This is a genomic window from Sphingomonas abaci (assembly GCF_014199625.1).
Classification (GTDB): Bacteria; Pseudomonadota; Alphaproteobacteria; order Sphingomonadales; family Sphingomonadaceae; genus Sphingomonas; species Sphingomonas abaci.
This window is the reverse complement of the sequence record NZ_JACHNY010000002.1, coordinates 412,026-438,431: the sequence shown is the minus strand read 5'-3', so window position 1 is coordinate 438,431 and position 26,406 is coordinate 412,026. Positions and strand designations below refer to the sequence as shown.

Annotated in this window: 27 protein-coding genes; 12 read left to right on the top strand and 15 right to left on the bottom strand. The window is 67.5% G+C overall.

Features of this window, described 5'->3' with window-relative positions:
* Positions 1–78 precede the first annotated feature (78 nt).
* The 4 genes from GGQ96_RS07110 to GGQ96_RS07095 all read left to right on the top strand — a co-directional run bounded on the left by GGQ96_RS07110 (position 79) and on the right by GGQ96_RS07095 (position 3,826).
* A complete protein-coding gene (locus GGQ96_RS07110; RefSeq protein ID WP_184112993.1) occupies positions 79–1,014 on the top strand; it encodes a fatty acid desaturase in 936 nt (311 codons plus the stop codon).
* Entirely contained in the window at positions 1,011–1,787 is a 777-nt protein-coding gene (locus GGQ96_RS07105) for a phosphate/phosphite/phosphonate ABC transporter substrate-binding protein (RefSeq protein ID WP_246360234.1), read from the top strand. Before GGQ96_RS07110 ends, GGQ96_RS07105 begins: the two co-directional genes overlap by 4 nt.
* A 126-nt stretch (positions 1,788–1,913) precedes the next feature.
* Positions 1,914–3,071, top strand: a complete 1,158-nt coding sequence (locus GGQ96_RS07100) for a DUF3182 family protein (RefSeq protein WP_184112991.1) — start codon at positions 1,914–1,916, stop codon at positions 3,069–3,071.
* On the top strand, positions 3,068–3,826 hold the full coding sequence (locus GGQ96_RS07095) for an alpha/beta hydrolase family protein (RefSeq protein WP_184112989.1): 759 nt from the start codon (positions 3,068–3,070) through the stop codon (positions 3,824–3,826). Before GGQ96_RS07100 ends, GGQ96_RS07095 begins: the two co-directional genes overlap by 4 nt.
* 101 nt (positions 3,827–3,927) lie before the next feature.
* Here GGQ96_RS07095 and GGQ96_RS07090 read toward each other — a convergent pair whose 3' ends face one another.
* Genes GGQ96_RS07090 through GGQ96_RS07075 form a run of 4 tightly spaced genes read right to left on the bottom strand, consistent with a single transcriptional unit; the run spans position 3,928 to position 6,506 of the window.
* The gene (locus tag GGQ96_RS07090) at positions 3,928–4,485 is read right to left on the bottom strand and encodes an NADPH-dependent FMN reductase (protein ID WP_184112987.1); all 558 of its coding nucleotides are present in this window, start codon (positions 4,483–4,485) and stop codon (positions 3,928–3,930) included.
* 25 nt (positions 4,486–4,510) lie between these two features.
* Positions 4,511–5,431: a pirin family protein gene (locus GGQ96_RS07085; RefSeq protein ID WP_184112985.1), complete on the bottom strand. Its 921-nt coding sequence runs from the start codon at positions 5,429–5,431 to the stop codon at positions 4,511–4,513.
* A 54-nt stretch (positions 5,432–5,485) separates the two neighbouring features.
* Entirely contained in the window at positions 5,486–6,184 is a 699-nt protein-coding gene (locus GGQ96_RS07080) for a pirin family protein (protein ID WP_184112983.1), read from the bottom strand.
* Positions 6,185–6,206: 22 nt separating this feature from the next.
* A complete protein-coding gene (locus GGQ96_RS07075) occupies positions 6,207–6,506 on the bottom strand; it encodes a hypothetical protein (protein WP_184112980.1) in 300 nt (99 codons plus the stop codon).
* Positions 6,507–6,633: 127 nt separating this feature from the next.
* Between GGQ96_RS07075 and GGQ96_RS07070 the strand changes: the two genes are divergently transcribed.
* A complete protein-coding gene (locus GGQ96_RS07070) occupies positions 6,634–7,563 on the top strand; it encodes a LysR family transcriptional regulator (RefSeq protein WP_184113236.1) in 930 nt (309 codons plus the stop codon).
* Between the two features lie 238 nt (positions 7,564–7,801).
* Here GGQ96_RS07070 and GGQ96_RS07065 read toward each other — a convergent pair whose 3' ends face one another.
* Positions 7,802–8,758, bottom strand: coding sequence for a LysR substrate-binding domain-containing protein (locus tag GGQ96_RS07065; RefSeq protein WP_184112978.1), 957 nt, complete (start codon positions 8,756–8,758; stop codon positions 7,802–7,804).
* Positions 8,759–9,008: 250 nt separating this feature from the next.
* On the opposite strand from GGQ96_RS07065, the gene GGQ96_RS07060 reads away from it, so the two are divergent.
* Positions 9,009–9,932: a LysR family transcriptional regulator gene (locus tag GGQ96_RS07060; protein WP_281392622.1), complete on the top strand. Its 924-nt coding sequence runs from the start codon at positions 9,009–9,011 to the stop codon at positions 9,930–9,932.
* 6 nt (positions 9,933–9,938) lie between these two features.
* Here GGQ96_RS07060 and GGQ96_RS07055 read toward each other — a convergent pair whose 3' ends face one another.
* Positions 9,939–10,787, bottom strand: a complete 849-nt coding sequence (locus tag GGQ96_RS07055; protein ID WP_184112974.1) for an alpha/beta hydrolase family protein — start codon at positions 10,785–10,787, stop codon at positions 9,939–9,941.
* A gap of 497 nt (positions 10,788–11,284) precedes the next feature.
* Here GGQ96_RS07055 and GGQ96_RS21655 point away from each other — a divergent pair, with 497 nt between their 5' ends.
* Genes GGQ96_RS21655 through GGQ96_RS07045 form a run of 3 tightly spaced genes read left to right on the top strand, consistent with a single transcriptional unit; the run spans position 11,285 to position 13,062 of the window.
* The gene (locus GGQ96_RS21655) at positions 11,285–11,416 is read left to right on the top strand and encodes a hypothetical protein (protein WP_281392621.1); all 132 of its coding nucleotides are present in this window, start codon (positions 11,285–11,287) and stop codon (positions 11,414–11,416) included.
* Positions 11,413–12,750 (top strand): acyclic terpene utilization AtuA family protein, encoded by a 1,338-nt coding sequence (locus GGQ96_RS07050; protein WP_184112972.1) that lies wholly within the window; start codon positions 11,413–11,415, stop codon positions 12,748–12,750. Before GGQ96_RS21655 ends, GGQ96_RS07050 begins: the two co-directional genes overlap by 4 nt.
* Positions 12,751–13,062 carry an AtuA-related protein gene (locus GGQ96_RS07045; RefSeq protein WP_184112970.1) on the top strand — a complete coding sequence of 104 codons (312 nt, stop codon included), beginning with the start codon at positions 12,751–12,753 and terminating at the stop codon, positions 13,060–13,062.
* Between the two features lie 170 nt (positions 13,063–13,232).
* Here the strand turns inward: GGQ96_RS07045 and GGQ96_RS07040 are convergent, their stop codons facing one another.
* Positions 13,233–14,582: an amidohydrolase gene (locus GGQ96_RS07040; RefSeq protein ID WP_184112968.1), complete on the bottom strand. Its 1,350-nt coding sequence runs from the start codon at positions 14,580–14,582 to the stop codon at positions 13,233–13,235.
* A 51-nt stretch (positions 14,583–14,633) separates the two neighbouring features.
* Positions 14,634–15,809 (bottom strand): alpha/beta hydrolase, encoded by a 1,176-nt coding sequence (locus GGQ96_RS07035; RefSeq protein WP_184112966.1) that lies wholly within the window; start codon positions 15,807–15,809, stop codon positions 14,634–14,636.
* 390 nt (positions 15,810–16,199) lie between these two features.
* Here GGQ96_RS07035 and GGQ96_RS07030 point away from each other — a divergent pair, with 390 nt between their 5' ends.
* The 3 genes from GGQ96_RS07030 (at position 16,200) to GGQ96_RS07020 (ending at position 20,627) form a co-directional block, all read left to right on the top strand.
* On the top strand, positions 16,200–18,509 hold the full coding sequence (locus GGQ96_RS07030; RefSeq protein ID WP_246360230.1) for a TonB-dependent receptor: 2,310 nt from the start codon (positions 16,200–16,202) through the stop codon (positions 18,507–18,509).
* Between the two features lie 88 nt (positions 18,510–18,597).
* Positions 18,598–19,830: a M20 metallopeptidase family protein gene (locus GGQ96_RS07025; RefSeq protein WP_184113234.1), complete on the top strand. Its 1,233-nt coding sequence runs from the start codon at positions 18,598–18,600 to the stop codon at positions 19,828–19,830.
* Positions 19,831–20,012: 182 nt separating this feature from the next.
* Positions 20,013–20,627, top strand: a complete 615-nt coding sequence (locus tag GGQ96_RS07020; protein ID WP_184112962.1) for a TetR/AcrR family transcriptional regulator — start codon at positions 20,013–20,015, stop codon at positions 20,625–20,627.
* Positions 20,628–20,648: 21 nt separating this feature from the next.
* On the opposite strand, the gene GGQ96_RS07015 is transcribed toward GGQ96_RS07020, so the two are convergent.
* The 7 genes from GGQ96_RS07015 to hppD all read right to left on the bottom strand — a co-directional run bounded on the left by GGQ96_RS07015 (position 20,649) and on the right by hppD (position 26,404).
* Positions 20,649–20,960 (bottom strand): 4a-hydroxytetrahydrobiopterin dehydratase, encoded by a 312-nt coding sequence (locus tag GGQ96_RS07015; RefSeq protein ID WP_184112960.1) that lies wholly within the window; start codon positions 20,958–20,960, stop codon positions 20,649–20,651.
* Between the two features lie 11 nt (positions 20,961–20,971).
* Entirely contained in the window at positions 20,972–21,637 is a 666-nt protein-coding gene (locus GGQ96_RS07010; RefSeq protein ID WP_184112958.1) for an SDR family oxidoreductase, read from the bottom strand.
* Between the two features lie 11 nt (positions 21,638–21,648).
* Positions 21,649–22,011, bottom strand: a complete 363-nt coding sequence (locus tag GGQ96_RS07005) for a Rieske (2Fe-2S) protein (protein WP_184112956.1) — start codon at positions 22,009–22,011, stop codon at positions 21,649–21,651.
* Positions 22,008–22,640 (bottom strand): maleylacetoacetate isomerase, encoded by a 633-nt coding sequence (gene maiA, locus GGQ96_RS07000; RefSeq protein WP_221239867.1) that lies wholly within the window; start codon positions 22,638–22,640, stop codon positions 22,008–22,010. The genes GGQ96_RS07005 and maiA overlap by 4 nt, the downstream gene beginning before the upstream one ends.
* 2 nt (positions 22,641–22,642) lie before the next feature.
* Positions 22,643–23,941, bottom strand: a complete 1,299-nt coding sequence (gene fahA, locus GGQ96_RS06995) for a fumarylacetoacetase (RefSeq protein ID WP_184112952.1) — start codon at positions 23,939–23,941, stop codon at positions 22,643–22,645.
* Positions 23,938–25,227 (bottom strand): homogentisate 1,2-dioxygenase, encoded by a 1,290-nt coding sequence (gene hmgA, locus GGQ96_RS06990; RefSeq protein ID WP_184112950.1) that lies wholly within the window; start codon positions 25,225–25,227, stop codon positions 23,938–23,940. The genes fahA and hmgA overlap by 4 nt, the downstream gene beginning before the upstream one ends.
* A gap of 109 nt (positions 25,228–25,336) precedes the next feature.
* Positions 25,337–26,404, bottom strand: coding sequence for a 4-hydroxyphenylpyruvate dioxygenase (hppD, locus tag GGQ96_RS06985; RefSeq protein ID WP_184112948.1), 1,068 nt, complete (start codon positions 26,402–26,404; stop codon positions 25,337–25,339).
* Positions 26,405–26,406 lie beyond the last annotated feature (2 nt).

Below are 26,406 nucleotides of genomic sequence, written 5' to 3'. Positions count from 1 at the left end.
AGCTATCCCGCCACCGACTTTCGCTGGATTGTAATTCCCATCACTTTAATGGATGATCTTCGTCGAAGGAGGTCTGCCATGACATGCTCGCTCGGTGATCCGGTTCCGCAGGTCTCGCCCGATCGCGCGATCGGTCCGGCCCACGGGGTGATCGAATGGCCGACGGTGGCGGTCGCCGGGCTGATCTATGGCGGTTGGCTGGCGCTCACCTGGTGGCATGCAGCGCTGCCCACGCCGGTGATCGTGATCACGGGTGCCTGGCTCGTCGCGTGGCACGGCTCGCTTCAGCACGAGACCATCCACGGCCACCCGACACGCTGGCGCGCGGTGAATAGCGCGATCGGCGGGGTGCCGCTATCGCTCTGGCTCCCCTATCGCCTGTACCGCGACAGCCACGTCGCGCATCATCGCAGCCCGCGGATCACCGATCCGTTCGATGATCCGGAGTCGCGCTATGTCGCGAGGGCGCGCGGACTGCGCCATGCGGCGGCGCGCGCCCAGGCGACGCTGCTCGGCCGGCTGCTGATCGGCCCGGCCATCACCATGCTTGCGCTGGCCGCCGACGAGCGACGGCGCCTGGTCCGCCGGCCGATGGCGGCGGCGCGCGACTGGCTGCCGCATCTCGCACTCCTCGTTCCGGTCGTCGCCTGGCTTGAATGGACGGGGTTCGGCACGCTGCGCTACGGGCTGATGGCGGTATATCCCGGCCTGTCGCTGACGCTGCTGCGCTCCTTCGCCGAACACCGGGCCGACCTGCCGGGCCCGAGCCGCGCCGCGACCGTCCAGCGGGCCGGGCCGCTCGGCATTCTGTACCTCAACAACCATCTGCATACCGCGCATCACGACCGCCCGGACCTCGCCTGGTACCACCTGCCGGCCCATCAGCGGCGGCACCATGCGCGCCTTTCCATGCAGGCGGGCCGTGCCCATCGCAGCTATGGCGAGATCGTCCGCCGTTTCGCGCTCGCCCCGCACGATGCGCTGGTCCACCCCGACCGGCCCGACCATCGATGACCGCGCCGGTCGCCTCGCTCGGCATGTACGATCACCCCGGCCAGCGCGCCGCCAACGACGCGTTGTGGCTCGCGATCGCTCGACACCTGCGCGGAGCCGGCATCGCCGCGCCCGACGTCCTCGACCGGGACCGGCCTGTCGAGGCGATCTGGCGCGACCCAGACCTGCTGCTTGCGCAATGTTGCGGCTACCCGCTGGTGGCCGATCCCGACCTTGCGCTGCGCGTGATCGCGATGCCGCTTTATGCGCTGCCCGACGGCCCGGCAGGCCTCCATTACAGCCGTATCCTGGTGCGGGCCGACGATCCGGCGGCGACACTGGCGTCTTTCGCCGGGCGTCGGGCGGCGATCAACGCACCGCTCTCCAACACCGGCGCGAACCTGCTGCGGGCGGCAGTCGCGCAGGTGGCGTCGCCCGACGGCTTTTTCGGCGCGACGATCGTCACCGGATCGCACCGCGCCAGCATCGATGCGGTCGCGTGCGGCCAAGCCGATATCGCCGCCATCGACGCCGTCACCGCAGCGGTGATCGCCCGGGACGAACCGGCCGCGCTGATCGCCCTGCGCGAGCTGGCCAGAACACCCACCGCGCCCAACCTGCCTTTCGTCACCGCCCGCACGACGCCGCCCGCGATCGTCGCCGCATTGCGCCAGGCGTTGCTCGCGGCCATGCGCGATCCGGACCTGGCGCCCGCGCGCGCCGCGCTGCTCCTGGCCGACATCGTGCCGGCGTCGATCCACCGTTACCGCCGGCTCCGGCGACTGAGCCCATAGCGCCCAGGCGGCCGGCCTCAGGGGCTGGCGATCCGTCTCCGGTATCGCCGGCGCGAATAGTTGAACCGCCGATGAACCGCCCCGGTGATGGCCCGTTGAGGCTGTTCCTCTTGCAAGGTGGACGGCATGACCAGCGCTTCCGAGGCTTACTCCATGGCGACGTTCTCGTCCTTCCTGCCCCATCCGCCGCCGTGGCGAACCAGCGGCGTCGCCGCGCTGGTCGACCATGACCGGCCGGGCGGCAATGTCCATGATCGTGCGTCCCGCGCGACGCTGCTGGCACGGATCGCGGCATTGCTCGACCAGCCGTTGCTGGGTCTTCTGGATGTCGCGCAGGCGGCGTGCACGACGGCTTTGCTGGTGCCCGGCGAAGCGCTTGAGGCACCGGTCGCCCGCGCCGCCGGCATCGCCGACCGCCAGGGCCTGCTCGGCGGGATCGTCCCCGCCCTGTTCATCGGCACCAAGGCGATCACGCATGGCCTGGTCGATGAACAGGCGGTTTGCCCCACCGGCTGGTCGTTCGCGATGAGCCGGTTGCTCGGGGACGCCGCGCTGCCGGGCTATACCGCCTTCACCCAGGCCGACGCGGCCAGGGCCGGTCGCCTGTTGCTGGCCAAGGGCCCGGTGCGCATCAAGGACGTGTGCGGCAAGGCGGGGCTGGGCCAGCAGGTCGTCCGCTCCGCCGCGGACCTGGACGCCGCCCTCGCATGCGAGGACGTGGCCGACCTTGCCGAACACGGCATCGTGCTGGAAGAGGATCTCACCGATGTCGTCACCTACAGTGTCGGCGTCGTCGAGCTCGGCGACCAGAGCATCGGCTATTGGGGCACGCAGACCCTCACCACCGACCATAAGGGGCGCGACGTCTATGGCGGCACCGAGCTCCATGTCGTGCGCGGCGGCTTCGCCGAACTGGCGGCGCTCGCCCTGCCCGATCGCCTCGCCCAGGCGATCCGATGCGCGGCGATGTTCGACGCGGCGGCCCACGCCGCCTATCCCGACATCATCCTGACCCGGCGCAATTACGACGTGATCGAGGGTACGGATGCCTTGGGCGTCCGGCGGATCGGGGTGCTCGAACAGTCCTGGCGCGTCGGCGGCGCGAGCGGCGCCGAGATCGCGGCGTTGGAGGCGTTCCGGGCCGAACCGGAGACGAGGCAGGTCCGCTGCGCGACCGTCGAGGTTTATGACCTCGTCACGCCGCCCGCCGGAGCGACGGTCTACTATCGGGGCGTCGATCCCGTGGTCGGCGCGATGACCAAATATGCAATGAGGTATGCATGAGCGGACCGGACGCGATCGACAGGGACAGCGTATCGATAGCGGTGGACGATCAGAAGCTCGTCGGCACGCTGCTCCGCCCCGAAGTGCCCGTACCCGGATTCCTCTTCATCCACGGCTGGGGCGGCGACCAGGAGGAGGATCTGGGCCATGCCGAGGCATTGGCGCGTCTCGGCTGCGTCTGCTTCACCTTCGATCTGCGCGGCCATGCCGGCAGCGATGCCGACAAGAACCAGGTGACCCGGCAGGACGGGCTCGACGACGTGATGGCGGCCTATGATCATCTCGCCCGGCAGCCGCTCGTGGATCGCAGCGCGATCGGCGTGGTCGGCACCAGCTATGGCGGCTATCTGGCGATGCTGCTCACCGCGCGACGGCCGGTGCGATGGCTCGCGATGCGGGTGCCCGCGCTCTACCCGGATGACCAGTGGGACACGCCCAAGGCCAAGCTCGACAAGACGGTGGTGCGCGCCTACCGCGAGCGACCGCATGGGCCCGGTGCCGATCGCGCCCTCGCCGCCTGCGCCGCGTTTAGCGGCGACGTGCTGATCGTCGAGTCGGAACGCGACGAACAAATCCCCCGCGAAGCCCTGCTGTCCATGCAGGCCGCCTTCCGCCGGACGAACTCCTTCAGCCGGCGCATCATCCCCGGTGCCACGCACGCCATGCGCGACCCCAAGCATCAGCGCATCTATTCCACCCTGCTCACCGGCTGGATCGAGGAGATGGTCCGCGCCAGTCGGCTCACCTACCGCTAGAGGGTGATCCGCCGACGTGACAGCGGTGCCGGCCCAAGCCGCAGCCAGGCACGTGCTGTTCCGGCATGTCGCCGCCTGCCGGGCGTCCGGTGCGACTGAGGCTATCGACGCGCCATGGCGGCGAGCGCCGCGATCTGCTGGCCGACAAAGGCGGCGGTGCCTTTGTCGCTGATCGCGTGCGTGGCGGCGTCGACCTTGCCGCCGATCTGCCCGATCATCACCTCAGGCTTGGTGAGCACCTGCGCGTCGAGGAAGACGAGAACCTGGCGGAGGTGATATTGCGCCCGCGCGCCGCCGATCGCGCCGGGCGAGCCCGTCTGGATCGCCACCGGCTTGCCCGCGAAGGGCTGCGGCTGCACCCGCGAGAACCAGTCGAGCGCGTTCTTGAGCGCACCCGGCACCGAGTAGTTATACTCGGGCGTGACGATGATGACGCCGTCCGCCGCGGCGATCCGCTCGGCCATGTCGGTGACCGCAAGCGGGAAGCCCTCCGCCTGGAGGTCGGCGGAATAATGCGGCAGGTCACCGATCGAGCCAAGCTGGTCGATGGTCACACCTTCGGGAGCGAGCGCGGGCAGCGCTTCGGCGACGGCGCGATGGAACGATCCACGTCGCAGGCTCCCCAGCAGGACGACGAAATGGACGGGCTTCTCGGACATGACGATGGTCTTTCGGTGCTGAGGATCAGGGATAGACGACCGGCTTCGGGTCGGGTGGCAACGGGATGAACTCGCTCTCGTCCGGCACCCGCGCGAACCGGTCGGCGCGCCAGTCCGCCTTGGCCTGCTCGATCCGCTCCTGGCGCGACGACACGAAGTTCCAGTAGATGTGACGTTCCTCTGGAAAGGGCTCGCCCCCGATCAGCATCAGCCGGGTCGCGCCGACGGCGCGAAGGATCACTTCGGCCCCGGGCTTGAGCACGACCAGTTCGCCCGGTGCGAAGATGCCCGTCTGGCCGACGACGTCGATGCCGCCGCTGATGACATAGAACGCGCGCTCGATGTGCTCGACGCCGGGACGGTAACGAGCGCCGTCCGCCATCACGAGATCGGCATAGACCAGATCGGAGAAGGTCTTCACCGGCGAGACGAGCCCGTCAGACTGGCCGGCGATCAGCGTCAGACGCGTGCCGGCATCCTCCGTCACCGGAATGGCATCGGCCTTGTAGTGCGCGAAATCGGCCTCCGCCTCTTCGTCCCGGGCAGGCAGCGCGATCCAGGTCTGCAGGCCGAACAGCGCGCTGTTGGCGGCGCGCAGCTCGGGCGCGGTCCGTTCGGAGTGGACGATGCCGGAACCGGCGGTCATCCAGTTGACCTCGCCCGGCCGGATCGGCTGCACCGACCCGACGCTGTCGCGATGCAGGATCTCGCCCTCAAGCAGATAGGTGACGGTGGCGAGACCGATATGCGGGTGCGGTCGCACGTCGAGTCCGTCACCACCCCGGAAGGCCGCGGGCCCCATCTGGTCGAAGAAGATGAACGGACCCACCATGCGCCGGTGCGCCGAGGGCAAGGCGCGGCGGACGGAGAAGCCGTCGCCCAGGTCGCGGGTCGGCGGCAGGATGACTTGCTCGACGCCTTCGACGTCACTCGAACGGATCGACATGGACAGGCTCCTTGTATCAAAGCGCGGCCACCCGTCGCGGGCGGCCGCAAGCGGTCAGGCGGCGTCGACGAGGACGATTTCGCTATCCTCGAGCGCGGTGACCTTCAACGTGTCGACATCCGCGATCGCCGCACCGTCGCGGGCATTGACGCGTACACCCTCGATCTCGACAGCGCCGGTCGCCGGGACGAGATATCCGCGCCGGCTCCTGCCGATCGCATATTCGGCCGTTTCGCCCGCCTTGATCGATGCGCCGACGATGCGGGCATCGGTGCGGATCGGCAACGCATCGCCGTCGCCGTCATACCCCGAGGCAAGCGTCACGAACCGCCCCGAACGCTCGCCCTTCGGGAACGGCCGCGCGCCCCAGCTCGGCTTCTCGCCGCCGCGCGTCGGCTGGATCCAGATCTGGAAGATCTTGGTCGTCACGTCTTCCATATTATACTCGGAATGCGTGATCCCGGTGCCGGCCGACATCACCTGCACGTCGCCCGCCTCGGTGCGCCCCTTGTTGCCCAGATTGTCCTGGTGCGTGATCGCGCCTTCGCGGACATAGGTGATGATCTCCATGTCGCGATGCGGATGCGGCGGAAAGCCAGTCCTGGGCGCGATGGTGTCGTCGTTCCAGACGCGCAAATTGCCCCAGTGCATCCGGGCGGGATCGTAATAATTCGCGAACGAGAAATGGTGCTTGGCGTCGAGCCAGCCATGGTTCGCGCCGCCAAGGCTTTCGAAGGGCCGAAGTTCGATCATGTCATCAATCCTTTCCCGTTGATCAGGCGGCCAGCATCGCGAGTGCGATGGCCTGGTCGCGATTGAAGCCCTCGGCGATGAGCTGCGGCACCTGCTGCTCCGGGACGCGTCGGCTGCGCCTGGCCTCGCAGACGAAGCTGCGGATCGCCTCCAGCCGAGGGTCGGCCGGAGCCGGAGACCGCCGCGATCCGAGGATGCCACGAAGAACCCGCCAGAACCGCCCCGCCGGCCGCGCAGCCGCGCACCCCTGCCGATCGGCAACGGACAGTGCGGTCGAGACCGCCTGCCATTCCCGGTCGGTCAGGGTGGGATAGTCGCGCATGCCAATCTCCATCGGGCTTGATGGACGCAATCTAGGCTGGCCCCTCCCCCGGGTGGGAGCCCGATAATGTCCGTTGCTTTGTTCGATAAAATAGAAAAGATGGCCGCATAAACGCGGCGACTTGATGATGAGCAATCCCGGCATCCCGACCTTCGACCAGCTCAGGATCTTCCTTGCGGTCGTCGACACCGGCAGCTTCGCCGGCGCGGCCCGGCGCCTGGGGCGGGCGGTTTCCGTGATCAGCTACGGCGTTGCGAACCTGGAAGCGCAGCTCGGCGTAAGGCTCTTCGAGCGAGAGGGCACCCGCAAGCCCAGGCTCACCATCGAAGGTCGCGCCGTGCTGTCCGAAGCCCGAGCGATCGGCCATGGCTTCGATGGGCTGCGCGCCAAGGTGCAAGGGCTGCTTGAAGGGCTCGAGGCGGAGGTCAATTTGGCCGTGGACGTGATGCTGCCGTCCGCGCGACTGGGCCAAGTGCTGCGGGCATTCGCCGTGGAGTTCCCGACGGTTTCGCTTCGCCTCCACGTGGAAGCGCTCGGCGCTGTCACCACCCTCGTTCAGGGCCGGAAAGCCGTCCTCGGCATTTCAGGCCCGGTGGCCGCCCATGCCGACGAGGTCGACCGCGCGGCCGCCGGTGCGGTCGCGATGGTCCCCGTCGCCTCCCCCGACCACCCGCTGGCCAGGGTGGAGCGCATTTCCCCCGGCGAAGGTCGCCAGCACGTCCAGCTCGTCCTGACCGACCGATCGAGCTCCACCGACGGCCAGGATTTCTCGGTCCTCAGCGACCGCACCTGGCGGCTCGCGGATCTCGGTGCGAAGCACGCGCTGCTGCGCGAGGGCATCGGCTGGGGGAACATGCCGATGCCGATGGTCGAGCGGGACCTCGCCACCGGCGTGCTGGTCCGGCTGGAGATGCCCGACCATGTGGGCGGCATGTACCGCTTCGCGAGCGTCTGGCGACGCGACGTGCCGCCCGGTCCGGCGGCGTGCTGGCTGCGGCAGCAATTCATCGACCTGGGTGCGGCGGATGTCGACGCGCCGGGGCTGGCCGATATCTGAGGCTGCACGTCGACCTGCGATCCTTGCCGCCGTCGATCGGCGCGCCGCCCGCACGATCGCCCGCCTCGTCGATTCCGGCGCCGCGACGCCAGCGCTCGGTTACCTCTTCACCAGCGGTATCGCGCGTCCGGGCGAACGGCGCGGTCATCGTGGCCCGCATCTGATCAGCGCAGCGCGCGACCGATGCGGCGGAACCCAGACCATCGGCGAGCGCGACCGGTCTCCTGCTTCTCAGCCGTCAGGCGCGGGTATAGCGGCCGATCACCTCGCTGATGAAGTCAACAAAGACCTGCAATTTCGGGGTCATGGCCGCACGTTCGCCATAAAGGGCATAAAGGCCGACGGGGTCGTGAATGGTCCAGTCCGGCAGGACGCGGACGATCTCGCCGGACCGTAGTTCTGGAAGGATGCGGCCGGTCGCGATCTGGGCGATGACCGTACCGGCGCGCACCAGGCTGAGCATCGTCAGCGGATCGTTGGAGGTAAATCGTCGCCAGATCGGCACGACCACGCGCTGCCGGCCCTGGGTCAATTCCATGATCGGCACCCGCGCCGGCAGCCGTCCCGGCTCGATGGCGGCGGGGTCGAGGTAGAAGTTGCCCATCACGCGGTGCGCGGCCAGGTCGCCGACCTCGGTCGGCAACCCGAACGCCTCGACATACGCGCGGCTCGCCGCCAGGATCGTCGACACGGTGGACAGTTTTCGGACGATGAGCCGGGAGTCGGCCAGCCAGCCGGCATGGATCACGACATCCAAACCATCGGGTTGCGGCACCAGCCGGTCGCCGACCTGTAGCCGCAGATCGATGTCCGGGTAGCGATCGAGGAATTCGGCGACGCTGGGCGCGAGCAGCGCCTGTGATACCTCTGCCGAGCAGCCGACCCGCAACGTACCCGCCGGAACGCCGCGATGCGCGGCCAACCGGGCTTCCGCTTCGCGCAGTTCATCAAGGATGGTCACGCAATGCGCGTGGAACGTGCGGCCGACCTCCGTCAGCCGGAACTGGCGCTTGGTGCGATCGAGCAGGTGGACGCCGTAGCGTGCCTCCAGACGCGACACCGCCCGGCTGACATTCGCCTTGGGGATGCCGAGCGATCGCGCGGCACCGGAGATCGATTCCAATTCGCCGACTTTCGCGAAGATCGCGAACACCTCACCATAGTCCACCTTGACCACCCGCTCCCGCGCCGTCACGACCGATCGAGCGCCGTCCGCGAGGACGCCCGGTGACGGTACTACCTCTGCCAATCGTTCCAATTCTGGAACGCCATGTTCCAGCGTCGTCAGCTATACGACTGGCAGCGATTTTGCCAATGTTTCTCGTTCTACAATAGGCATTTGGCGGACTGGGCGGGGATATTGATCCACAGGCTGGAGAGGAGGACGATGATGCGGCCCCCGAACGCCGTTGACCGTTAGACCGCCACCGCCACATCGCGCGTCCATGCGCCGGTCACCCAGTTTGACGAGCCTGAGATTGTTCATGCTCGTCGCCTATCATCGCAACTTCAGCGAGGCCGGGCGCCTTGCCAACGTGTCGCAACCTGCGCTCAGCCGGACGATCCGGCTGCTGGAAGAGCAACTGAGCGCCCGGCTCTTCGACCGCGATTCCCGCAACGTCCGCCTCACCGCGGCCGGCGAGACGCTGCTGCCGGTCGTCGAACGGCTGATCACCGATTTCGACGCCGCCTTCTCCGACCTGTCACACAGTCTGAGCGGCGCGCGCGGACGGGTCGTAGTGGGCGCGCTGCCGACGGTGGCCGCAGGCGATCTGCCCGCCGCGATCGCCGCGTTCCGCGCGAGCCACCCGCTGGTCGAGATCGCGCTGCGGGACCATTTGTCCGGCACCCTTTACCAGCAGATGCACGATCGAGAGATCGACCTCGCGGTCACCTCCTCACCCGACGATCCGGCGATCCGCTTCGAACCGCTCATGACCGATGCGATGGTGATGGTGGTGAAAGCCGGCAGCGCGCTCGACACCGGGACCCCCGCACGTTGGTCGATCTTCGCCGACCATCCCTTCGTCGCGATGGCCCCGCGCAGCAGCGTCAGGATGGTGACCGACGCGGCTCTGCGGAAGGCGCGCCTGAGCATCGCCGGCCTGTACGACTGCACGCAGCTCGCAACGGTCGGCGCACTGGTGGAGGCGGGCCTGGGCATCACCGCCCTTCCCCGCTCCACGCTCCAGATTCTTCATCACGATCGGATCGCCACACGGCCGCTCACGCATCCGGCGGTCGAGCGGACGATCGGTCTGGCCTATCCGCTCGACCGCACCCTGCCACCCGCCGCCGAGGCCTTTCGACGACATTGCCTGGAGCATATGCGCCGGCCGGCGGCCGACGCGGCGCGTTCTGGACCCTGAAGGCGATCATGCCGCCTTGGCGTCGGCGTACAGGAAGAAGTCGATCGCGGCAGCCGGGCCGTTCAGGTCGCCGGTCACCGCGCCGAGCATGCGTGGCATCGGCACCTTGGGCTGCGGTACGACATGGCCTCCGCCGTCGACCGTGTACAGGACGACATAGGGCCGCCCGCCCTTTGCGATCGCGCGGACATGCACCCTGGTGGGATCGTCGGCATGACGATGGGGCAGCGTCTCCGTCGTCGCGTCGGCGGGGTCGAGCCCATTCAGACCCGCGAACGTGGCGAACGTCTCCTCCGCCGACAGGACGATACCGCGGCTGGCCAGTCCGAACAGCGAAGCGTCCCCGCCGCCGAACGGCACGATCGGATCGGCCGTCCCACTGACCAGCATGATCGGCGGCGTAGGTCCCTCCTTGGGGCACATCATGTTCGCATCCTCAGGCAGGTTGCCGCCGAACGTCGCCGCGCCAGCCAGTGCGTCGGGGGTGCACAGCATCATCCGAAACACCATCTGCGCTCCGTTCGAGAAGCCGAGCGCATAGACCCTGTCCCGCGCGATCCCATGGGATATGTGCATCATGTCGATCACGCCCTTCAGAAAGCCGACGTCATCGATGTTCAAGCGCTTCGCCTCGAACGGCGCGACGCGGCGGCAATCGTTCCAGGCCCCACCGATCCCGGCGGGATAGGCGACCGCGAAGCCATGCTGGTCCGCCAGTCGCTCCAGTTCGTAACCCGTCGCGTCGCGCATGTGAGCCGGCTCGGATTCGGACCCGTGGAGCGCCAGGACGAGCGGCGCACCGCGCGGAAGGTTCGGCGGCACATAGATCAACGTAGTGCGGGTACGACTGTCCACGTCCAAGTCCCGCGAGACTATCTTGCCGCGCGACGCCGGCGGCTTTGGTCGAGGCGCGTACACATAATAGAAGAACAGGGCACCTCCGGCGACGAACGTCGTTGCCAAGGCAGCGCCGGCCGCCACCGCTAGCGATTTCGCGATCCCCATTGTTGCATTTCTCACTTGTCTTGCCGATCCATCTCTTCGCGGCAAACATGACCCTGCGGGCCGGGCGCGACAAGGATTGCACCACCGACATGATCGAGGCCGCCGCCACAATCGGACGGCTCGTGTCATCTCCCGCGCCCCGACATGCGCTCCGACGTCGCCGGCCTTTGCATCGAGAATCGCCGGATAACAATGCACTAATCTCTCACGTCTTGACATGCTGCGAGATGGCGTGGCGCTCGTTCGATACAATCCTGTCATAGGTCTATCGAAACATTGTCTTGGCTGCATCGCGGGTCGCGCTGCATGCTGGCCGTCATTCACTGACGTCCGCATCGGAAAGGTTCATGGTCGTGCTCATCGAAGCGCTGGCGGTAGCATCGCCGCGGGCGCCCATCGTCTCCGTCCCCGACACGCCACCGTCGGCGCGCGCCATGGCGGTCGTCGCCGCCCACATCGGCCGCATGGCGTCGCTATGACCGCCCGACCGTTCGTCAGGATCGGCGCCGGCGCCGGATTCGCCGGCGACCGCATCGAGCCGGCGTTGGAACTGGTCGAGAAAGGCAGGCTCGACTTTCTGGCGTTCGAATGCCTTGCCGAGCGGACCATCGCGCTCGCGCAGAATGCCCGGCGCAGCGATCCGGAGGGCGGCTTCGATCCCCTGTTGCTGGAGCGGATGCGCCGCGTTCTGCCGGCGGCGCGTGCGCACGGGGTGCGGATCGTCACCAATGCCGGCGCGGCCAACCCGCTCGGCGCCGCGCGCGCGGTGGCGACGCTGGCCAAATCGCTGGGGCTCGGCGCGGTGCGGATCGCGGCCGTGCTGGGCGACGACGTGGTCGAGGTCGTACGCGCCGCCGCCTTTCCGCTGATCGATCGGGATGGCAGCAGTGCCGACCTGCCGTCTATTCTTTCCGCCAACGCCTATCTGGGTGCTGCGCCGATCGCCGAGGGTCTGGCGCAGGGGGCCGACATCATCATCACCGGGCGGGTCGGCGATCCGGCCCTGTTCGCCGGCCCGCTGATCGACGCGTTCGGCTGGTCGATCGACGATCCGGTGATGATGGGACGCGCGACAATGATCGGCCACCTGCTCGAATGCGCAGGCCAGCTCACTGGCGGCTATTTCGCCGATGCGCATCGCAAGCAGGTGCCGGGCCTCGCCCGGCTCGGTTTCCCGCTGGCCGAAGTCTCGTCCGACGGGAGCGCGGTCCTCACCAAGGTGTCCGGTTCGGGTGGGCGATTGTCCCTCGCCTCGTGCAAGGAACAGTTGCTCTACGAAATCCTCGATCCCGCCGCCTATTACCAGGCCGATGTGATCGCGGACTTCCGCTCGGTCGCACTGAGCCAGGCGGGGCCGGACCGGGTTGTGGTGACGGGTGGCGGTGGCGCCCCCCGGCCGGACACGCTCAAGGTCTCCATCGGCTATGACGATGGTTTCATCGGCGAGGGGCAGATCGCCTATGCCGGCCCGGGCGCAGTCGACCGCGCCCGGCTGGCCGGCGCGGTGGTGCGCGAACGGCTCGCGCTGATCGAAGCGGCGGTGGCGGATTTGCGCTGCGACCTGATCGGCTTCGATTCGGTCGACCGCACCGATCTGGGCATGCCTCCGCGCGAGGTGCGCCTGCGCGTGTCCGGCCGCGCCGCGCGCGAGGTGGACGCCGCCCGGATCGGCGCGGAGGTGGAGGCGCTCTACACCAACGGACCGTTCGGCGGCGGCGGCGTCACCCGGTCGGTCCGCCCGGTGGTGGCGGTCGCCTCCACCCTGATCCCGCGGGACCGGGTGACCCCGCACGTCGTGATGGTGGAGGCCTGAATGCAGCTTGGCGACTTCGCGCACCTGCGCACCGGGGACAAGGGCGACATCTCGCAGGTGTCGGTGGTCGCCTACGACCCGGCCGACTATCCCCTGCTCGCCCGCGTGGTGACGGTCGACCGCGTGCTGGCGCATCTCGCGCGGCTCACCGTCCGCCGCGCGACCCGCTACGAGCTGCCGGGCCTTGCAGCGCTCAATTTCGTGCTGGAGGGCGCGCTGAGCGGTGGCGTCACCCGATCGCTTTCACTCGACGCCCATGGCAAGACGCTGGGTGCGCAACTGCTCGACCTCCCAATTGGTGACGGCGACTAGGATCCAACGCCAGCGTTCCGGCCCACTGCGCGACATGCGTCGCACCGAAGCGGGCCGTATGTCGGTAAACTGGACGGCCGACGCGAAAATGCCCCGCGCCTGGCCTGGAAGCGGAAATCGGGCCTTGCGGGCGCGGATTTGTCAGGTGTCCTGCCCCCCCCGGGGGGGCTTCACCGCTTCCCGCTGGCGGAGTCGGTGGTCACGGACAATACGGCAAGAGCCAGGGCCTCGACGCCGCGCCGGATCGTGGGTTCGGGTACCGGCGCGAACAGCGGAGAATGGTTGACGGGAACCGGTTTGTTTTGCGCGGCATATTGGGCGATCGTCTTCGGATCATAGCCCCCGATCGCGAAAAAGACGGATTTCGGCATGCCGGCGGCCACGAATTCCGAATAATCCTCGCTGCCGTTGCCGCCCGGCACGGCTGCGGGCACGAGCATTACCGCCTTGTCGCCCAGCGCGCTCTTCAACATGGCAGCCGTCTTGTCGGCCAGGGCGACGTCGTTCACAACCTCGCCTGTCCCGAACAGATACTTGATCTCGGGCGCCGGCGCATCGGCCATCGACGCGACGGCATTGGCCGTCTTGGTCACGCCCTCCATCAACAGCTTGCGGACCGCCGGATCGAACGACCGCAGCGTCATCTGCAGGACCGCGTGATCGGGGATGATGTTCGCAACCGTGCCCGCCTGGAACGAGCCGACGGTGACGACGCCGTATTTCTGCGGATCCTTGCGGCGGCTGATCACGGTCTGAACGTCGGCGACGAAATGGGCGCCTTGGACGACCGGATCGATCCCCTTGTCGGGCGTCGATCCATGGCTGCCGATGCCCTTGAAGGTGATGGCGAAATTGTCGGTCGCGCTCGTCGTCACCCCCTGCTTCACGATCACCTGCCCCGTCGGAAAAGGGAAGACATGCGCGGCGAAACCGTAATCCGGTTTCGGATATTTCGTGAACAGCCCATCATCGAGCATCGCCTTCGCTCCCGAGACGATTTCCTCGGCGGGCTGGCCCACGAATACCAGCGTGCCGTGCCAGCGGTCCTTCATCGCCACTAGGGCCTCGGCGGCTCCGACCCACCAGGCCATATGGATGTCATGGCCGCAGGCATGATCGGTATAGGTCGACTTGCCGTCGACCGTCTGCTGCGCCTTGCTGGCATAGGGCAGGCCGGTCTTTTCCTCCATCGGCAGCCCGTCCAGCTCGGTGCGGACCATCACCACGGGCCCCGGCCCGTTCCTGTACACGGCGACGATGCCGGTCTTGCCGACATGCTCCGTGACCGCGAAGCCGAGCTTGCGCATCCTGGCGGCGAGCAAGGCGGCGGTGCGGATCTCCTGGAAGCCGAGTTCCGGATGCGCATGCAGGTCTTTGTAGAGCGCGTCGAGCGCCGGATATTGTTGATTAAGCGTCTTATCGATGGCGGCTCGCGCCGCGACCGGATCGAAGCCCTGCGCCGAGGCGGCGGAGGAGAAGCCAAGCAGCGCCGCCATCAACGCGGTGCGGGAGTGACGCATATCTTCATTCCTTTGACATCTGTCGCGGCCGAGTCGGCCGACGGCGGTGGATCACGCCGGCCGGACGGCCCCCGAAACACATGTATTTGGTACTATTCCCCCGGCGAACAGCGTGTCGACGAAAGCCTCGGCGTCCTTCAGCGAAGCGAGGAACGCTCCTGAATGATCTTCGCCCTCATATTGATGGTAATCGATCCGCGCGCCCGCCGCGCAACTGTCCTTGACCAACTGCCGCTGGGCCGCCGGCGCGACGTCGGCATCAGCCGTGCCGGTGCCCAGGAACAGGGGCACGTTCGGCTTGAGCGATGCATAGGCAAACTTCGGCAAAGCTCGAACGAACATCCCAAGGAAAGGCTTGGGCTGGACCGTATTGGCCGCCGTCAGTTTGGTTATGGTCACGTTGGACTCGCTCTGGAAAATGCACGCCGTCCGCGCGGCATTGACCGATAACGCGGCGCGTGGCGTGAAGAACGCGGTCGCATCCGCACCGTCACTGGCCGTCCAGGCGAAATAGAACAGATAGGCCAGAGCCGGATCGACCTTGTTCGGATCGGTCTTCGACGCGGTCAGGACGGACGGGATGATATAGGGCGTGCCCGTCGCCACCGCGCCCAGCAGCGTCACGTCCGGGGCATAGCTCGGCTGCGTGACCGCCGTGGAGTAGCTGGCGCCCCCGCCCTGCGACTGACCGATCACCACGACCTTGCGCGACAGGCGGCGATCGGCCGCCGTCACGGCACGGATGCTGTCGAGCACGCCATAAGCCTCGGGACGCATCTGGTTGTAGGGATGCGTACCCGGCGTGCCCAGACCCTGATAGTCGGTCGCCACGATCGCATAACCGCGCTTCAACCAAGCGTTCAGATAGGCCTGGTCACGCACGCTGCGTGACGACCAGGAGGGCGCGCAGATGTCGGCTATCCCGACCGTGCCATGCGCCCAGGCGATCAGCGGCCAGCCACCGGCCGGCGGCGAGCCCTTGGGCAGGAACAGCGCACCCGACACCGTCAGGCCGCCCTGATTGGTGACGCCGTCGGTCGAGGTGTAGAGAATCCGCTTCTGCTCGCCGGCTTCGCTCAGGCCCAGCTCGGCCGGCAGCGGTTCGGAGCGTAGCAGGACACCGGGCTTGGCGGGAAGCGCCTGGTTCCAGCTGTAGAAGGGCGAGACGCGGCCATCGCCGATGCCGGGCTTCGTGATCTGCGCGACGACCGGTTGGGCGGCCAACATGACCGTGCTTGTGGCGACAAAAACGCACCTCAACCATCCCGAGCAAGTGTTCAGGCCTGCAATCCCAGCCATTCTGTCAGACCCTTTCGCTTTATGATACACATTGACTCGAAAGTTGAGTGACTAAACGAGCCTTGTCAATACGGGAATCTACTCTGTGTAATTGCTTTCGATATCATACTGGGATCAAAGATTCCGGTAAATATGCCTTTTTTACAACCTTCTCGCACTGACGCAGCCGCATGATTCGTACGCGCGTACCGCGCCGATTGAAATAAGATAATAAATGCTATTGACACGGATTAGGTCAGATTTGAAGAATAACGAAACAGGGTGATCCAAAAAAAGGGGGGCAACGGAATGCGAGGTAATCTAGGATCAGGGCTGCGTATGGCGCTGATGTTCACGGCGTTGATGTACCCTGCACTCGCAGCGGCTCAGACCGGGCCCGAAGCGGGTCCATCGTCCGCCGCCAACGCCAATCAGGCCGAGGCCAGCACCGGTTCCCCGGATCAACCTTCACCTCAGGCGAAGGCCGACGTGCAACCCGACATCGTCGTCACCGCCACCCGCCGGGAAACCACACTCCAGCGTACGCCTATCAGCATCACCGCCGTCTCGGGCGATACATTGCGCCAACAGGGGGCGACCAACCTCCAGGACTATTTTCGCACAATTCCGAACGTGAACGTGACGCAGGGACCGATCGGCTCCTCGCGTATCAGCTTCCGGGGCATCGTCAGCGCCGGCGAGGCCACCGTCGGCCTATTTTATGACGACACGCCGGTCACAGGCCCGGCTGGTACGACCCAGGACCCCGGCAACAACGCCGTCGACCTGAACCTGTTCGACGTGAAACGCGTCGAGGTTTTACGCGGCCCGCAGGGAACGTTGTTTGGTTCCGGCTCGCTTGGCGGCACGCTTCGTATCCTGTTCAATCAGCCAAACGCCACACGGTTCGAAGCCTCAACTGAAGTGCAGGCATCGAGCGTCAAGGGCGGAGGCGACGGCGTGTTCGTGAAGGGCATGGTCAATATTCCCATCGTCAAGGATCGCATGGCGCTTCGCATCAGCGGCTATGGCGAACGGCGTCCCGGCTATATCGACAATGTCCGCTATGGCACGACCGACATCAATCGCTCGCGCAACAGCGGTTTGCGCGCGCTGCTGGCCTTTACCCCGGACGACAATTTTAGCCTGACTTTCACCGCGATCTATCAGGATGCGGCAGCTCCTGACGCACAGGGCTGGTACGAACGGCTGGGCCGCGACAAGACCGACAGCCCAATCCGTCAAATTTTCGACAACAGCTTTCAGCTGTATAGCGGCACGATCCGCTGGCGTGCGCCCATCGGCGACTTCACGTCCAATACCGCCCTGTACAGCTACGACATCACGCGGTCCTTCGATTCAGGACCGGCGATAAGCCAACTCTCGCGGGTGCCTTCGCTCTGTTCGGTGTTCATCCGCGCCGCTCGCGCGTGCACCGCGGCCGAGCTGAGCCGATACGCCGCCTACGGGCAGTCGCGCTTGCCGGCCGGCGGATATCAGCCTTTGAACCTGAATACGTTCACCCATGAATCGCGGTTTAGTTCGCGCGGCGACGGGCCGATCCAATATACAGTCGGCCTGTTCTACGAGGACCGGACGGACGGCGTGGACAGCCGGATCGTGAAGGCCGGCCCGGACGGCACGCTCATTCCGAACGACATCACGTCCGAACGCACGGTCGGCACCCACACCAAGCAATTCTCGCAATTCGGCGAGCTGTCGTACAAGCTGCTCCCCGAGCTGACGGTGACCGGCGGGCTGCGCCACTACGAATACACGAAGACGACGGACGGAACAGTGGTTCTGGCCAGTCCGCTCACCGGCTTGTTGCCGGCGGCGCCATCAAGCGTCTCGGTAAAGGCGTCCGGCTGGATCAAGAAGGTCAACCTGGCCTGGCAGGCGACGCCCGCCCTCCTCGGCTACGTCACCTATTCGGAAGGATTCAGGCCCGGCGGTGCCAACAACGTCGCCAACCTGCCGGCTGCCTTCACGGTGTACGGCGCGGATACGCTGCGCAATTACGAGGTCGGGGTCAAGGCGTCGTTGCTGGCAAACCGGCTGACCCTGTCCGGCGACCTGTTCCGCGCCGACTGGACCAACCTGCAGACGGGCGCGACCACCGCCAACGGCCTTTTCGCTTTCATCATCAACGCCGGTGCGGCCCGCATTCAGGGCGGCGAGTTCGAGGCGGCGTACCGCCCCACCGACACGCTGCGCCTGTCCGTCGGCTATGGCCATTCAGACGCGCGGCTGACTGCCGACCAGGTCGCCACCGGGGTGACGACGACTGGATCGACGGGCCTGGCCGGCGACCGGCTGCCCGGCGTGCCGCGGGACACGTTGTCGGGATCACTGGCGTGGACTGTGCCCCTGTCGGACAGCTTGGCGGGTCTGGTGAGGGTCGACGGCGCCTATACCCGCCCACAATATTCGGCGTTCCGCGGCCCGAATCAGGAGCGCTTTGGCGACTTCACCAGCGCGAACGCCCGCATCGGCCTTCGTAGTGGCCAGACCGAAGTTTCGCTGTTCGTGCAGAACGTCACTGGCACGGTGGGCCTCGTCACCGCCTATTCGACGCTCGGGGTCAAGCGGCAGGTGTTCTCGATTCCACCGCGCACGGTGGGCATCAACCTGGCCGCCCATTTCTAGGATCGTCGCCGGCTCGCGCAGGGCCGGCCGTCATCCGAAGCCTATCCGCCACAGACGCGGACACATCGAAGAGCACCCTATGGAGACAATGATGTCGGATGATGAAGCGCGGGTCGACTGGGACGCGGCGGCGGAAGCGGTGTACGACGATGTCGTGGCCTTGCGCCGCGCGATCCACGCCGAGCCGGAAATCGGCCTCGACTGCCCCGCGACCAGCGCCAAGATCAAGGCGGCGCTCGCCGGCCTGCCGCTGGTAATCCGCGAAGGCCCCTCGACCACCGGCTTCGTCGCGATCCTGCGCGGCGGGGCGGCGGAGGCCAATGCAGGCCAGCGGCGCACGGTGCTGCTGCGCGGCGACATGGATGCGCTGCCCATCACCGAGCAGACCGGCCTCCCATTCGCCAGCACGATCGACGAGCGGATGCACGCCTGCGGCCACGACATGCATACCGCCATGCTGGTCGGCGCAGCCAAGACGCTTGCGGCGCGGCAGGAGACGATTGCCGGCACGATCGTCTTCATGTTCCAGCCGGGCGAGGAAGGTTATGGCGGCGCCCGGCTCATGATGGATGACGGCCTGCTGGCCGACCCGAAGCCCGATGCCGCCTTCGCGCTTCATATCACGCCGAACGCGCCGTCTGGCCTACTGATCGGGCGGGCCGGCCCCATCATGGGTTCGGCCGACACGTTGAACGCGCGGATCGTCGGCCGCGGCGGCCATGCCGCACAGCCGCATGAGGCGCGGGACCCGATTCCCGCCGCCTGCGAGATCGTGACGGCGCTCCAGGTCTTTGTCGCCCGCCAGGTGCCGGTGACCGACCCTGCAGTCCTGTCCATCACCAAGTTCCAGGCCGGCACGGCGGAAAATGTCGTGCCCGACGAAGCCACGCTGCTCGGCTCCCTGCGGGCCCTGTCGGAGGCGACGCGGGCGAAGTGCCACGCCGGCTTCAAGCAGATCGTCGAGCATGTTGCCGCCGCGCATGGCTGCACCGGCGAAGCGTGGATCGAGGACCGCTTCCCGCCGACCATCAACGATCCGCGCGGCACCGCGCTGCAACAGACGGTCGCGACCGAGGTGTTCGGGGAGCGCGCCTGGTTCACCCTGCCCCAGCCGATGACCGGCGCGGAGGACTTCGCCTATGTCCTGGGCGCCATACCGGGCGCGTTCGCCTTTATCGGCGCGGCGCCGGAGGGCAGCGACTTCCTGGCCAACGCGCCGCTCCACAGCACGCGCATGATGCTGGACGAAGGCGCGATGGCGCGGGGCGTGGCGTTCCACTGCGCGACGGCGCTACGCTTCCTGGAGCGCGGTTTCGACTAAGGTCGGATCCGACGTGCGCCTCGCCATGCACATGGTACAAAGGCCCGCCGCTCGGGCCACAGGAGCGCGACCGGACACCTGCCATGTCGAGCCGCCGCATGGGGCCTCGAGCCGGGCATCGTCAGTCACGTCACAGCAGTGGCTTACGCTGGGGCGGCCGCTGGGATAGAGACATTGGCATCATGAACGAAGCCAGCGGCAAGCTCGACTCCAGTCCCCAGCCTCCGGTACTTGGGCGGCCACGTTCCGCAACGGCGCACCAGGCCATGGTCGACGCCGCTCATGACATCGTGACGAAAGACGGTCCACTGGCGCTGACCGTGCAGGCCATCTGCCAGGCCGCCGGAACGTCGCGCGCGTCCTTTTACCGGCGGTGGTCCAATGCCTGGCAATGCTTCACCGAATCCGTCGATTCCTTCCTGCTCCCACCGTCGATGAACGATCCAACTGCGGACACGATCGACATCCTCGTGGCCGCGACCATGAACTTCTACCGCTATCTCTCATTGCGGGCGACCAAGGTCCGGCTCGGCATGATTCTGCTGGACGCTTCAGCGCAGCCGGACATGCTGGTGGAAGCGAAGAAGGACACAGAGGCTCGGCGCGCCAAGCTTCTCAAGCGGATTGGGGACGACGTCGCGGACGGCCGCATCGTCGTCACCATTCATCACGGCGTAGTCGTGAACATCATAAGCGGCCTAGCGCTGCACGCCGCGTTGATGGCGCGTCCCTTGCCCGAAAAGGACGTGCGCGCCGTCCTGTCCCGTCTGATCTTCCCGATCGATGCGACCGCGTGATAGACGCCATCCGCCCCGCCCTCACGTCCCTCCCGCGGTCGCCCCGACGATCCGGTCGATGACGGTGGCTAGCGCGACGTCGCGTTCGCTGACCCCATCGGCATCGTGCGTCGTCAACCAGATGTCGAGACGGTTGTAGACGTTGCTCCATTCCGGATGGTGATCGGCCTTGTCCGCGGCCACGCCGATCCGCACCATGGCGCCCAACGCCTCGGCGAAATCGGCGAACAGCACGGAGCGATACAGCGCATCGCGCTGCGCGTCATGGACCCAGTCAGGCAGGGCATTCAGCGCGGCATCGCGAGCGGCGTCCGTCAGGCGAACGGGAGGCATGGGGTTTCGCTTCAGGCGGCGTTGGTGACGGGCACGCGGGCGCCGTTGACGGCGCGCGCGGCCGGCGAGATCAGAAAGGCGATCGCATCCGCCACCGCATCCGGGCTCGTCCAGGCGGCAGGATCCGCATCCGGCATGTCGGCGCGATTGCGCGGCGTGTCGATGATCGCGGGCAGCACCGCATTGACCCGGATGCGGCGCGGCGCCAACTCGACGGCGAGCGCCTCGGTCAACCGCGCGACCCCCGCCTTGGCCGCGCCATAGGGACCGAAGCCCGCCCCGGCGGGCTCGGCCGACTGCGCCCCGACGAACACGATCGCGCCGCCCTCCGCGATGTGCGGCAGGGCGGCGGCGACGCTGGCGACCGCGGTGGCGAGATTGGCCTCGAACATCGCCCGCCAGTCGGCCAGACGGGCGGTCGTCGCCGGCTGCCATGCGAAGCCGCCGACGAGATGGACGAACCCGTCGAGACCGCCGAGCCAGGCCGAGGCCATATCGATCACACGCGCCGCGTTGTCCTCGTCGGCGAGGTCGCCGGCGACGAAGCGACCGTCCGCCGGCGCGGCCTCCGCATCCGAACCGTGCAGCGCCGCCACCCGGCAGCCCGCATCGACGAAGCGCCGCACGACGGCGGTCCCGAGCGCACCATCCGCGCCGGTGACGATCAATCGCATCATGATCCTGTCCCTCAGATCGTTTGGATGGTGCCGTCGACGGCGGTGACGGGCCAGGGGGTCAGGGCTTGGCCGGCGCACGGACCCGCCACGCAGCGGCCACCGTCCGGCTCGAACAGCGCCCCATGCCAGCTGCACAGAATATGCTCGCCCGATGGCGTGAGATACTGGTCGAGCCTCTGCGCCAGCGGCAGCCCCAAATGCGGGCAGCGATCGACATAGCCGAACACGCCATCGCCGCGCCGTACGACGAAGCCGTGGAACCGGCCGGCGCGCATCTGCACCACATAGTTGCGCGCGCCACCGTCGGGGATCGCTTCGAGGGGCCCGAGGCGGATCCCCGCCGGGGTCGCGGTCAGCCGCGCGGGATCGTTCATGACGCATCCGCCTGGCGATCGGGGTGGGCCGCCGCGATGGCGGGAAGCGTCGCCAGTCGCTCGGACGCCGCGACGACCTGCGGAAACGGCGTCAGGTCGACGGCGAAGCGCCGCGCCGAATAGACCTGTGGCAGCAGGTGGCAATCCGCGAGTGTCGGCGCGTCGCCATAGGCGAAGCCCCGGCCGTGTCGCGCGATCAGCGTCTCCAGCGCGACGAAGCCCTCCGTGATCCAGCGCGCGATCCAGGCGGATACCGCATCGTCATCGGCGCGGAGGTCGCGGCGCAGCGCGGTGAGAACGCGCAGGTTGTTGAGCGGATGGATATCGCACGCGACCAGCGACGCCATTGATCGCACGATCGCCCGGCCGATCGGATCGCCGGGCAGCAAGGCTGGGGCGGGATGCGCCTCCTCCAGCCATTCCAGGATCGCGGGGCTTTGCGTCAGGACGTGGTCGTCCGTCTCCAGCGCCGGCACCAGCTTCTGCGGGTTGAGCGCGGCGAAATGGGGCGCGGCTTGCGCGCCGGTGCGCAGATCGTGGGCGACCTGGTCATAGGCCACCCCCTTCAGCGCCAAGGCGATCCGAACGCGGTAGGCGGCGCCGGACCGCCAATAGCCGTGGAGCCGCAGCGTCACCGGGCTGGCTCCACGATGCCGCTGCACGCGCCGAAGCCGATCGCGACCCGACCCGGTGCGTCGGCCCGGCCCGAAAGGATCAGCAGGTCGCCATCCTCCAGGAAGGTCCGGATTTCCCCGGTCGGCAGGGTGAGAGGGTCCGCGCCGCCCCTGGAAATCTCCATCAGGCTGCCAAAGCCATCGCGCGTCGGGCCGGAGATGGTGCCGGTGCCGAGCAGATCGCCGGGATTCAGATCGCAGCCGTTCACCGCATGATGGGTCACCATCTGCGCCGCCGTCCAGTACATGTTGGCGGCTGGCCCCTGGCTCAGCCGTAACGGCGCGATCCCCTGCCCTCGCATTTGGGCCGTCTGGATCGCCACCTCCAGCGTGATCGCGAATGCGCCGGATCGCTGGTCGTCCTCGTCATGAAGGTAGGGCAGCGGCGCGGGATCGCCGGCGGGCCGCGGCGGCTGACCGATCCGGAACGGCGCGAGCGCCTCCGCCGTCACGATCCATGGGGAAACGGTCGTCAGGAAATTCTTGGCGAGGAACGGCCCGAGCGGCTGATACTCCCAGGCCTGGACATCGCGCGCCGACCAGTCGTTCAGCAGCGACAGGCCCGCGATCCGTTCGTGCGCTTGCGCGATCGGCACCGACGTACCCAGCGGATTGGCACCCCCGATCCACACGCCCATCTCCAGCTCATAGTCGAGACGGCGGGTCGGGGCGAGCGATGGCGCGTCCGCCGTCGGAGCCTTCACCTGCCCGCTGGGCCGGACGAGCGGCGTGCCGGAGACGCGCACCGACGAGGCGCGGCCGTGATAGCCGATCGGTACATGCTTGTAATTGGGCAGGAGCGGATCGTTGGGCCGGAACAGCTTGCCGATATTGGTCGCGTGATGAATGCCGACATAGAAGTCGGTATAGTCGCCGATCCGCGCCGGCAGGTGCAGGGTGCATGCCGACGCGCAGCGGAGCAGCGGCGCGAGCTGCGCGCGCTCGGCCGGATCCGACAGCAACGCCGACACCTGCCGCCGGAGCGCGCGGCGGGCTGACGCGCCGAGCGCCAGCAGCGGATTGAGCGTCGCGCCGGCTGCCGCCTCGGCGGCCGCCTGCGCCTCGCCGGTCAGCCGGCCGCTGCCCGCGAGCGCGGCGAGATCGAGGATGCGATCACCGATCGCGATGCCGCCACGCGGGCCGCGCTCGTCGTCCGAGAATATGCCGAGCGGCAGGTTCTGGATCGGGAAGTCGCGGTGGCCGTTCGCGCCGTCCACCCAGCTGGTGCGCGCGGGGTCATGGGTTTCGTCGATCATCGTGGCAATTCCGCCTTGGTGAAGCCCGACCAGACGTTGTCATAGTCGAGTTGCATCGTCGGGCTCTCCGCCGCCCAGCGGGTCGGGCGGACGACGTGGCGCGTCTCGAACATGAACGCCATGGTGTCGCTAATTCGGTGCGGCGCAAGGTCTGCCGCGACCGCCTTGTCGTAGCTGCCCTGGTCGGGACCATGACCGTTCATCTGGTTGTGGAGCGAGGCTCCGCCAGGCGCGAAGCCGCCCTCCTTGGCGTCATAGGCGCCGGTGATGAGGCCCATGAACTCGCTCATGACGTTGCGGTGGAACCAGGGCGGACGGAACGTATCCTCCGCCACCATCCAGCGCGGCGGGAAGATCACGAAGTCGCAATTGGCGGTGCCCGGCGTGTCGCTGGGGCTGGTCAGCACCGTGAAGATCGACGGATCGGGATGGTCGAAACTGACCGTGTTGATCGTGTTGAAGCGGGTCAGGTCGTAGCGGCACGGCGCGAGATTGCCGTGCCACGCCACGACGTCGAACGGCGAATGGTCGAGCGTCGTCGTCCACAGGCCGCCCTGGAACTTCTGGACGACCTGGGTCGGCGCGTCGCGATCCTCGAACCATGCGACCGGCGTCTCGAAGTCGCGCGGATTGGCCAGGCCGTTGGCGCCAATCGGACCGAGGTCGGGCAGGCGGAACAGGGCGCCGTAATTCTCGCAGACATAGCCGCGGGCGCGGCCACCCGGCAGGCGGACGCGGAAGCGGACGCCGCGCGGGATCAGCGCGATCTGGAGCGGTCCGACCGTGATGCGCCCCAGCTCCGTGTCGATCGCCAGCACGCCCTCCTGCGGCACGATCAGCATCTCGCCATCGGCCGAGAAGAAGGCGCGGTCCATCTCCGTGGTCGCGGCATAGAGATGGATGCCGACGCCGCTCTGTTCGGCGACGCTGCCGGTGCCGCCATAGGTGACGAGGCCGTCGACCCAGTCGACCGCGTGGTCGGGATAGGGCAGCGGGTCCCAGCGCAGCCGGTTCGGACTGGGCGGCACCGCGTCGAACGGCGCGCTCTTCAGATGCGATGCGCCGTCATAGGGCGCGAACGCGGCATGCTGCGCGGTCGGGCGCAGGCGATAGAGCCAGGTCCGCCGGTTCTCGCTGCGCGGTGCGGTGAAGGCCGTGCCCGAAAGCTGCTCGGCATAGAGGCCGAACGGCACCCGTTGCGGCGAGTTGCGCCCGACCGGCAGCGCGCCGGCCACCGTCTCGGTCGCGACATGATTGCCGAAACCGGAGATGTAGGATGGGGTCATGTCTTTCCTCTCCACAACAGGCCAGCGCGTCCGACCCGGCCGAGCCGCACCGACGAGGTCGCGCAAGGCGGACGCGCGCGCGCGCCGTCGTACGCGGAACGCTCGACGCTTACGCGTCGACCTGGATCACGCCGCGCCGGATCTGGTCGAGCTCGATGCTCTCGAACAGCGCCTGGAAATTGCCGTTGCCGAACCCCTGGTTGCCCTTGCGCTGGATGATCTCGAAGAAGATCGGTCCGACCATGGTCTCGGTGAAGATCTGGAGCAGGATGCCTTCTTCGCCGACCGCACCGTCGATCAGGATGCGGTTGCGCTTCAGCCGGTCGAGATCCTCGCCGTGGCCGGGCACCCGCTTGTCGACCAGTTCGTAATAGGTCTCGATCGTGTCCTGCAGCCGGACGCCCCGTGCGCGCAGCTTCTCCACCGTGTCGAAGATGTCGTCGGTGGTCAGCGCGAGATGCTGGATGCCCTCGCCCTGATACTCGCGGATGAATTCCTCGATCTGGCTCTTCTCGTCCTGGCTTTCGTTCAGAGGGATGCGGATCGCGCCATCGGGCGCGATCATCGCCTGGCTGAACAGGCCGGTCGCCTTCCCCTTGATGTCGAAGTATTTCTGTTCCTGGAACCCGAACAGGCGACCGTAGAAGCTGGACCAGGTGCGCATCTCGCCGCGGCGGACATTGTGGGTGAGATGGTCGAGGATGTCGAGCCCGACCTGGTTTTGCTCGGCCGCCTCGCGCCAGCCTGGCACCTCGTCCCAATCCGCATAGAGGTCCTCGCCCGCCTTCACGAGATAGAGGTAGCTGCCGCCGATCCCTTCGATCGGGTAGCTGCCCTCGCCCAGCGTACCCGCCGCCGCGTCGACGGCGACCGCGCCGCCCGCAATTGCATGGTCGTAGGCGGCCTTCGGGTCGGCGACGCTGAACGCCATGCCGCTGGCTGACGGGCCGTGCGCCGCCCGGAAATCGGCCGCCTGCCCGGTCGGCTCGCGGTTGAGCAACAGGGTGATGCGGCCCTGCACGTAGCGGGTCACGTGCTTGGTCGGGTGGCGGTGCGAGGCGACGAAGCCCAGTTGTTCGAACTGGCCGGCCAGCAAGTCCGGATCGGGCGAGGTAAATTCGCAGAACGCGAACCCATCGAGACCGAGCGGATTGGAGGGATCGGTGGTGTTCGACATGA

What these genes read in the sequence shown, in the direction of transcription:
- GGQ96_RS07110 (WP_184112993.1), top strand. Translation starts at nt 79, where the DNA reads ATGACATGCTCGCTCGGTGATCCGGTTCCGCAGGTCTCGCCCGATCGC.
- GGQ96_RS07105 (WP_246360234.1), top strand. Translation starts at nt 1,011, where the DNA reads ATGACCGCGCCGGTCGCCTCGCTCGGCATGTACGATCACCCCGGCCAG.
- GGQ96_RS07100 (WP_184112991.1), top strand. Translation starts at nt 1,914, where the DNA reads ATGACCAGCGCTTCCGAGGCTTACTCCATGGCGACGTTCTCGTCCTTC.
- GGQ96_RS07095 (WP_184112989.1), top strand. Translation starts at nt 3,068, where the DNA reads ATGAGCGGACCGGACGCGATCGACAGGGACAGCGTATCGATAGCGGTG.
- GGQ96_RS07090 (WP_184112987.1), bottom strand. Translation starts at nt 4,485, where the DNA reads ATGTCCGAGAAGCCCGTCCATTTCGTCGTCCTGCTGGGGAGCCTGCGA.
- GGQ96_RS07085 (WP_184112985.1), bottom strand. Translation starts at nt 5,431, where the DNA reads ATGTCGATCCGTTCGAGTGACGTCGAAGGCGTCGAGCAAGTCATCCTG.
- GGQ96_RS07080 (WP_184112983.1), bottom strand. Translation starts at nt 6,184, where the DNA reads ATGATCGAACTTCGGCCCTTCGAAAGCCTTGGCGGCGCGAACCATGGC.
- GGQ96_RS07075 (WP_184112980.1), bottom strand. Translation starts at nt 6,506, where the DNA reads ATGCGCGACTATCCCACCCTGACCGACCGGGAATGGCAGGCGGTCTCG.
- GGQ96_RS07070 (WP_184113236.1), top strand. Translation starts at nt 6,634, where the DNA reads ATGAGCAATCCCGGCATCCCGACCTTCGACCAGCTCAGGATCTTCCTT.
- GGQ96_RS07060 (WP_281392622.1), top strand. Translation starts at nt 9,009, where the DNA reads ATGCGCCGGTCACCCAGTTTGACGAGCCTGAGATTGTTCATGCTCGTC.
- GGQ96_RS21655 (WP_281392621.1), top strand. Translation starts at nt 11,285, where the DNA reads ATGGTCGTGCTCATCGAAGCGCTGGCGGTAGCATCGCCGCGGGCGCCC.
- GGQ96_RS07050 (WP_184112972.1), top strand. Translation starts at nt 11,413, where the DNA reads ATGACCGCCCGACCGTTCGTCAGGATCGGCGCCGGCGCCGGATTCGCC.
- GGQ96_RS07045 (WP_184112970.1), top strand. Translation starts at nt 12,751, where the DNA reads ATGCAGCTTGGCGACTTCGCGCACCTGCGCACCGGGGACAAGGGCGAC.
- GGQ96_RS07040 (WP_184112968.1), bottom strand. Translation starts at nt 14,582, where the DNA reads ATGCGTCACTCCCGCACCGCGTTGATGGCGGCGCTGCTTGGCTTCTCC.
- GGQ96_RS07035 (WP_184112966.1), bottom strand. Translation starts at nt 15,809, where the DNA reads ATGTTGGCCGCCCAACCGGTCGTCGCGCAGATCACGAAGCCCGGCATC.
- GGQ96_RS07030 (WP_246360230.1), top strand. Translation starts at nt 16,200, where the DNA reads ATGGCGCTGATGTTCACGGCGTTGATGTACCCTGCACTCGCAGCGGCT.
- GGQ96_RS07025 (WP_184113234.1), top strand. Translation starts at nt 18,598, where the DNA reads ATGATGTCGGATGATGAAGCGCGGGTCGACTGGGACGCGGCGGCGGAA.
- GGQ96_RS07020 (WP_184112962.1), top strand. Translation starts at nt 20,013, where the DNA reads ATGAACGAAGCCAGCGGCAAGCTCGACTCCAGTCCCCAGCCTCCGGTA.
- GGQ96_RS07015 (WP_184112960.1), bottom strand. Translation starts at nt 20,960, where the DNA reads ATGCCTCCCGTTCGCCTGACGGACGCCGCTCGCGATGCCGCGCTGAAT.
- GGQ96_RS07010 (WP_184112958.1), bottom strand. Translation starts at nt 21,637, where the DNA reads ATGATGCGATTGATCGTCACCGGCGCGGATGGTGCGCTCGGGACCGCC.
- GGQ96_RS07005 (WP_184112956.1), bottom strand. Translation starts at nt 22,011, where the DNA reads ATGAACGATCCCGCGCGGCTGACCGCGACCCCGGCGGGGATCCGCCTC.
- fahA (WP_184112952.1), bottom strand. Translation starts at nt 23,941, where the DNA reads ATGATCGACGAAACCCATGACCCCGCGCGCACCAGCTGGGTGGACGGC.
- hmgA (WP_184112950.1), bottom strand. Translation starts at nt 25,227, where the DNA reads ATGACCCCATCCTACATCTCCGGTTTCGGCAATCATGTCGCGACCGAG.
- hppD (WP_184112948.1), bottom strand. Translation starts at nt 26,404, where the DNA reads ATGTCGAACACCACCGATCCCTCCAATCCGCTCGGTCTCGATGGGTTC.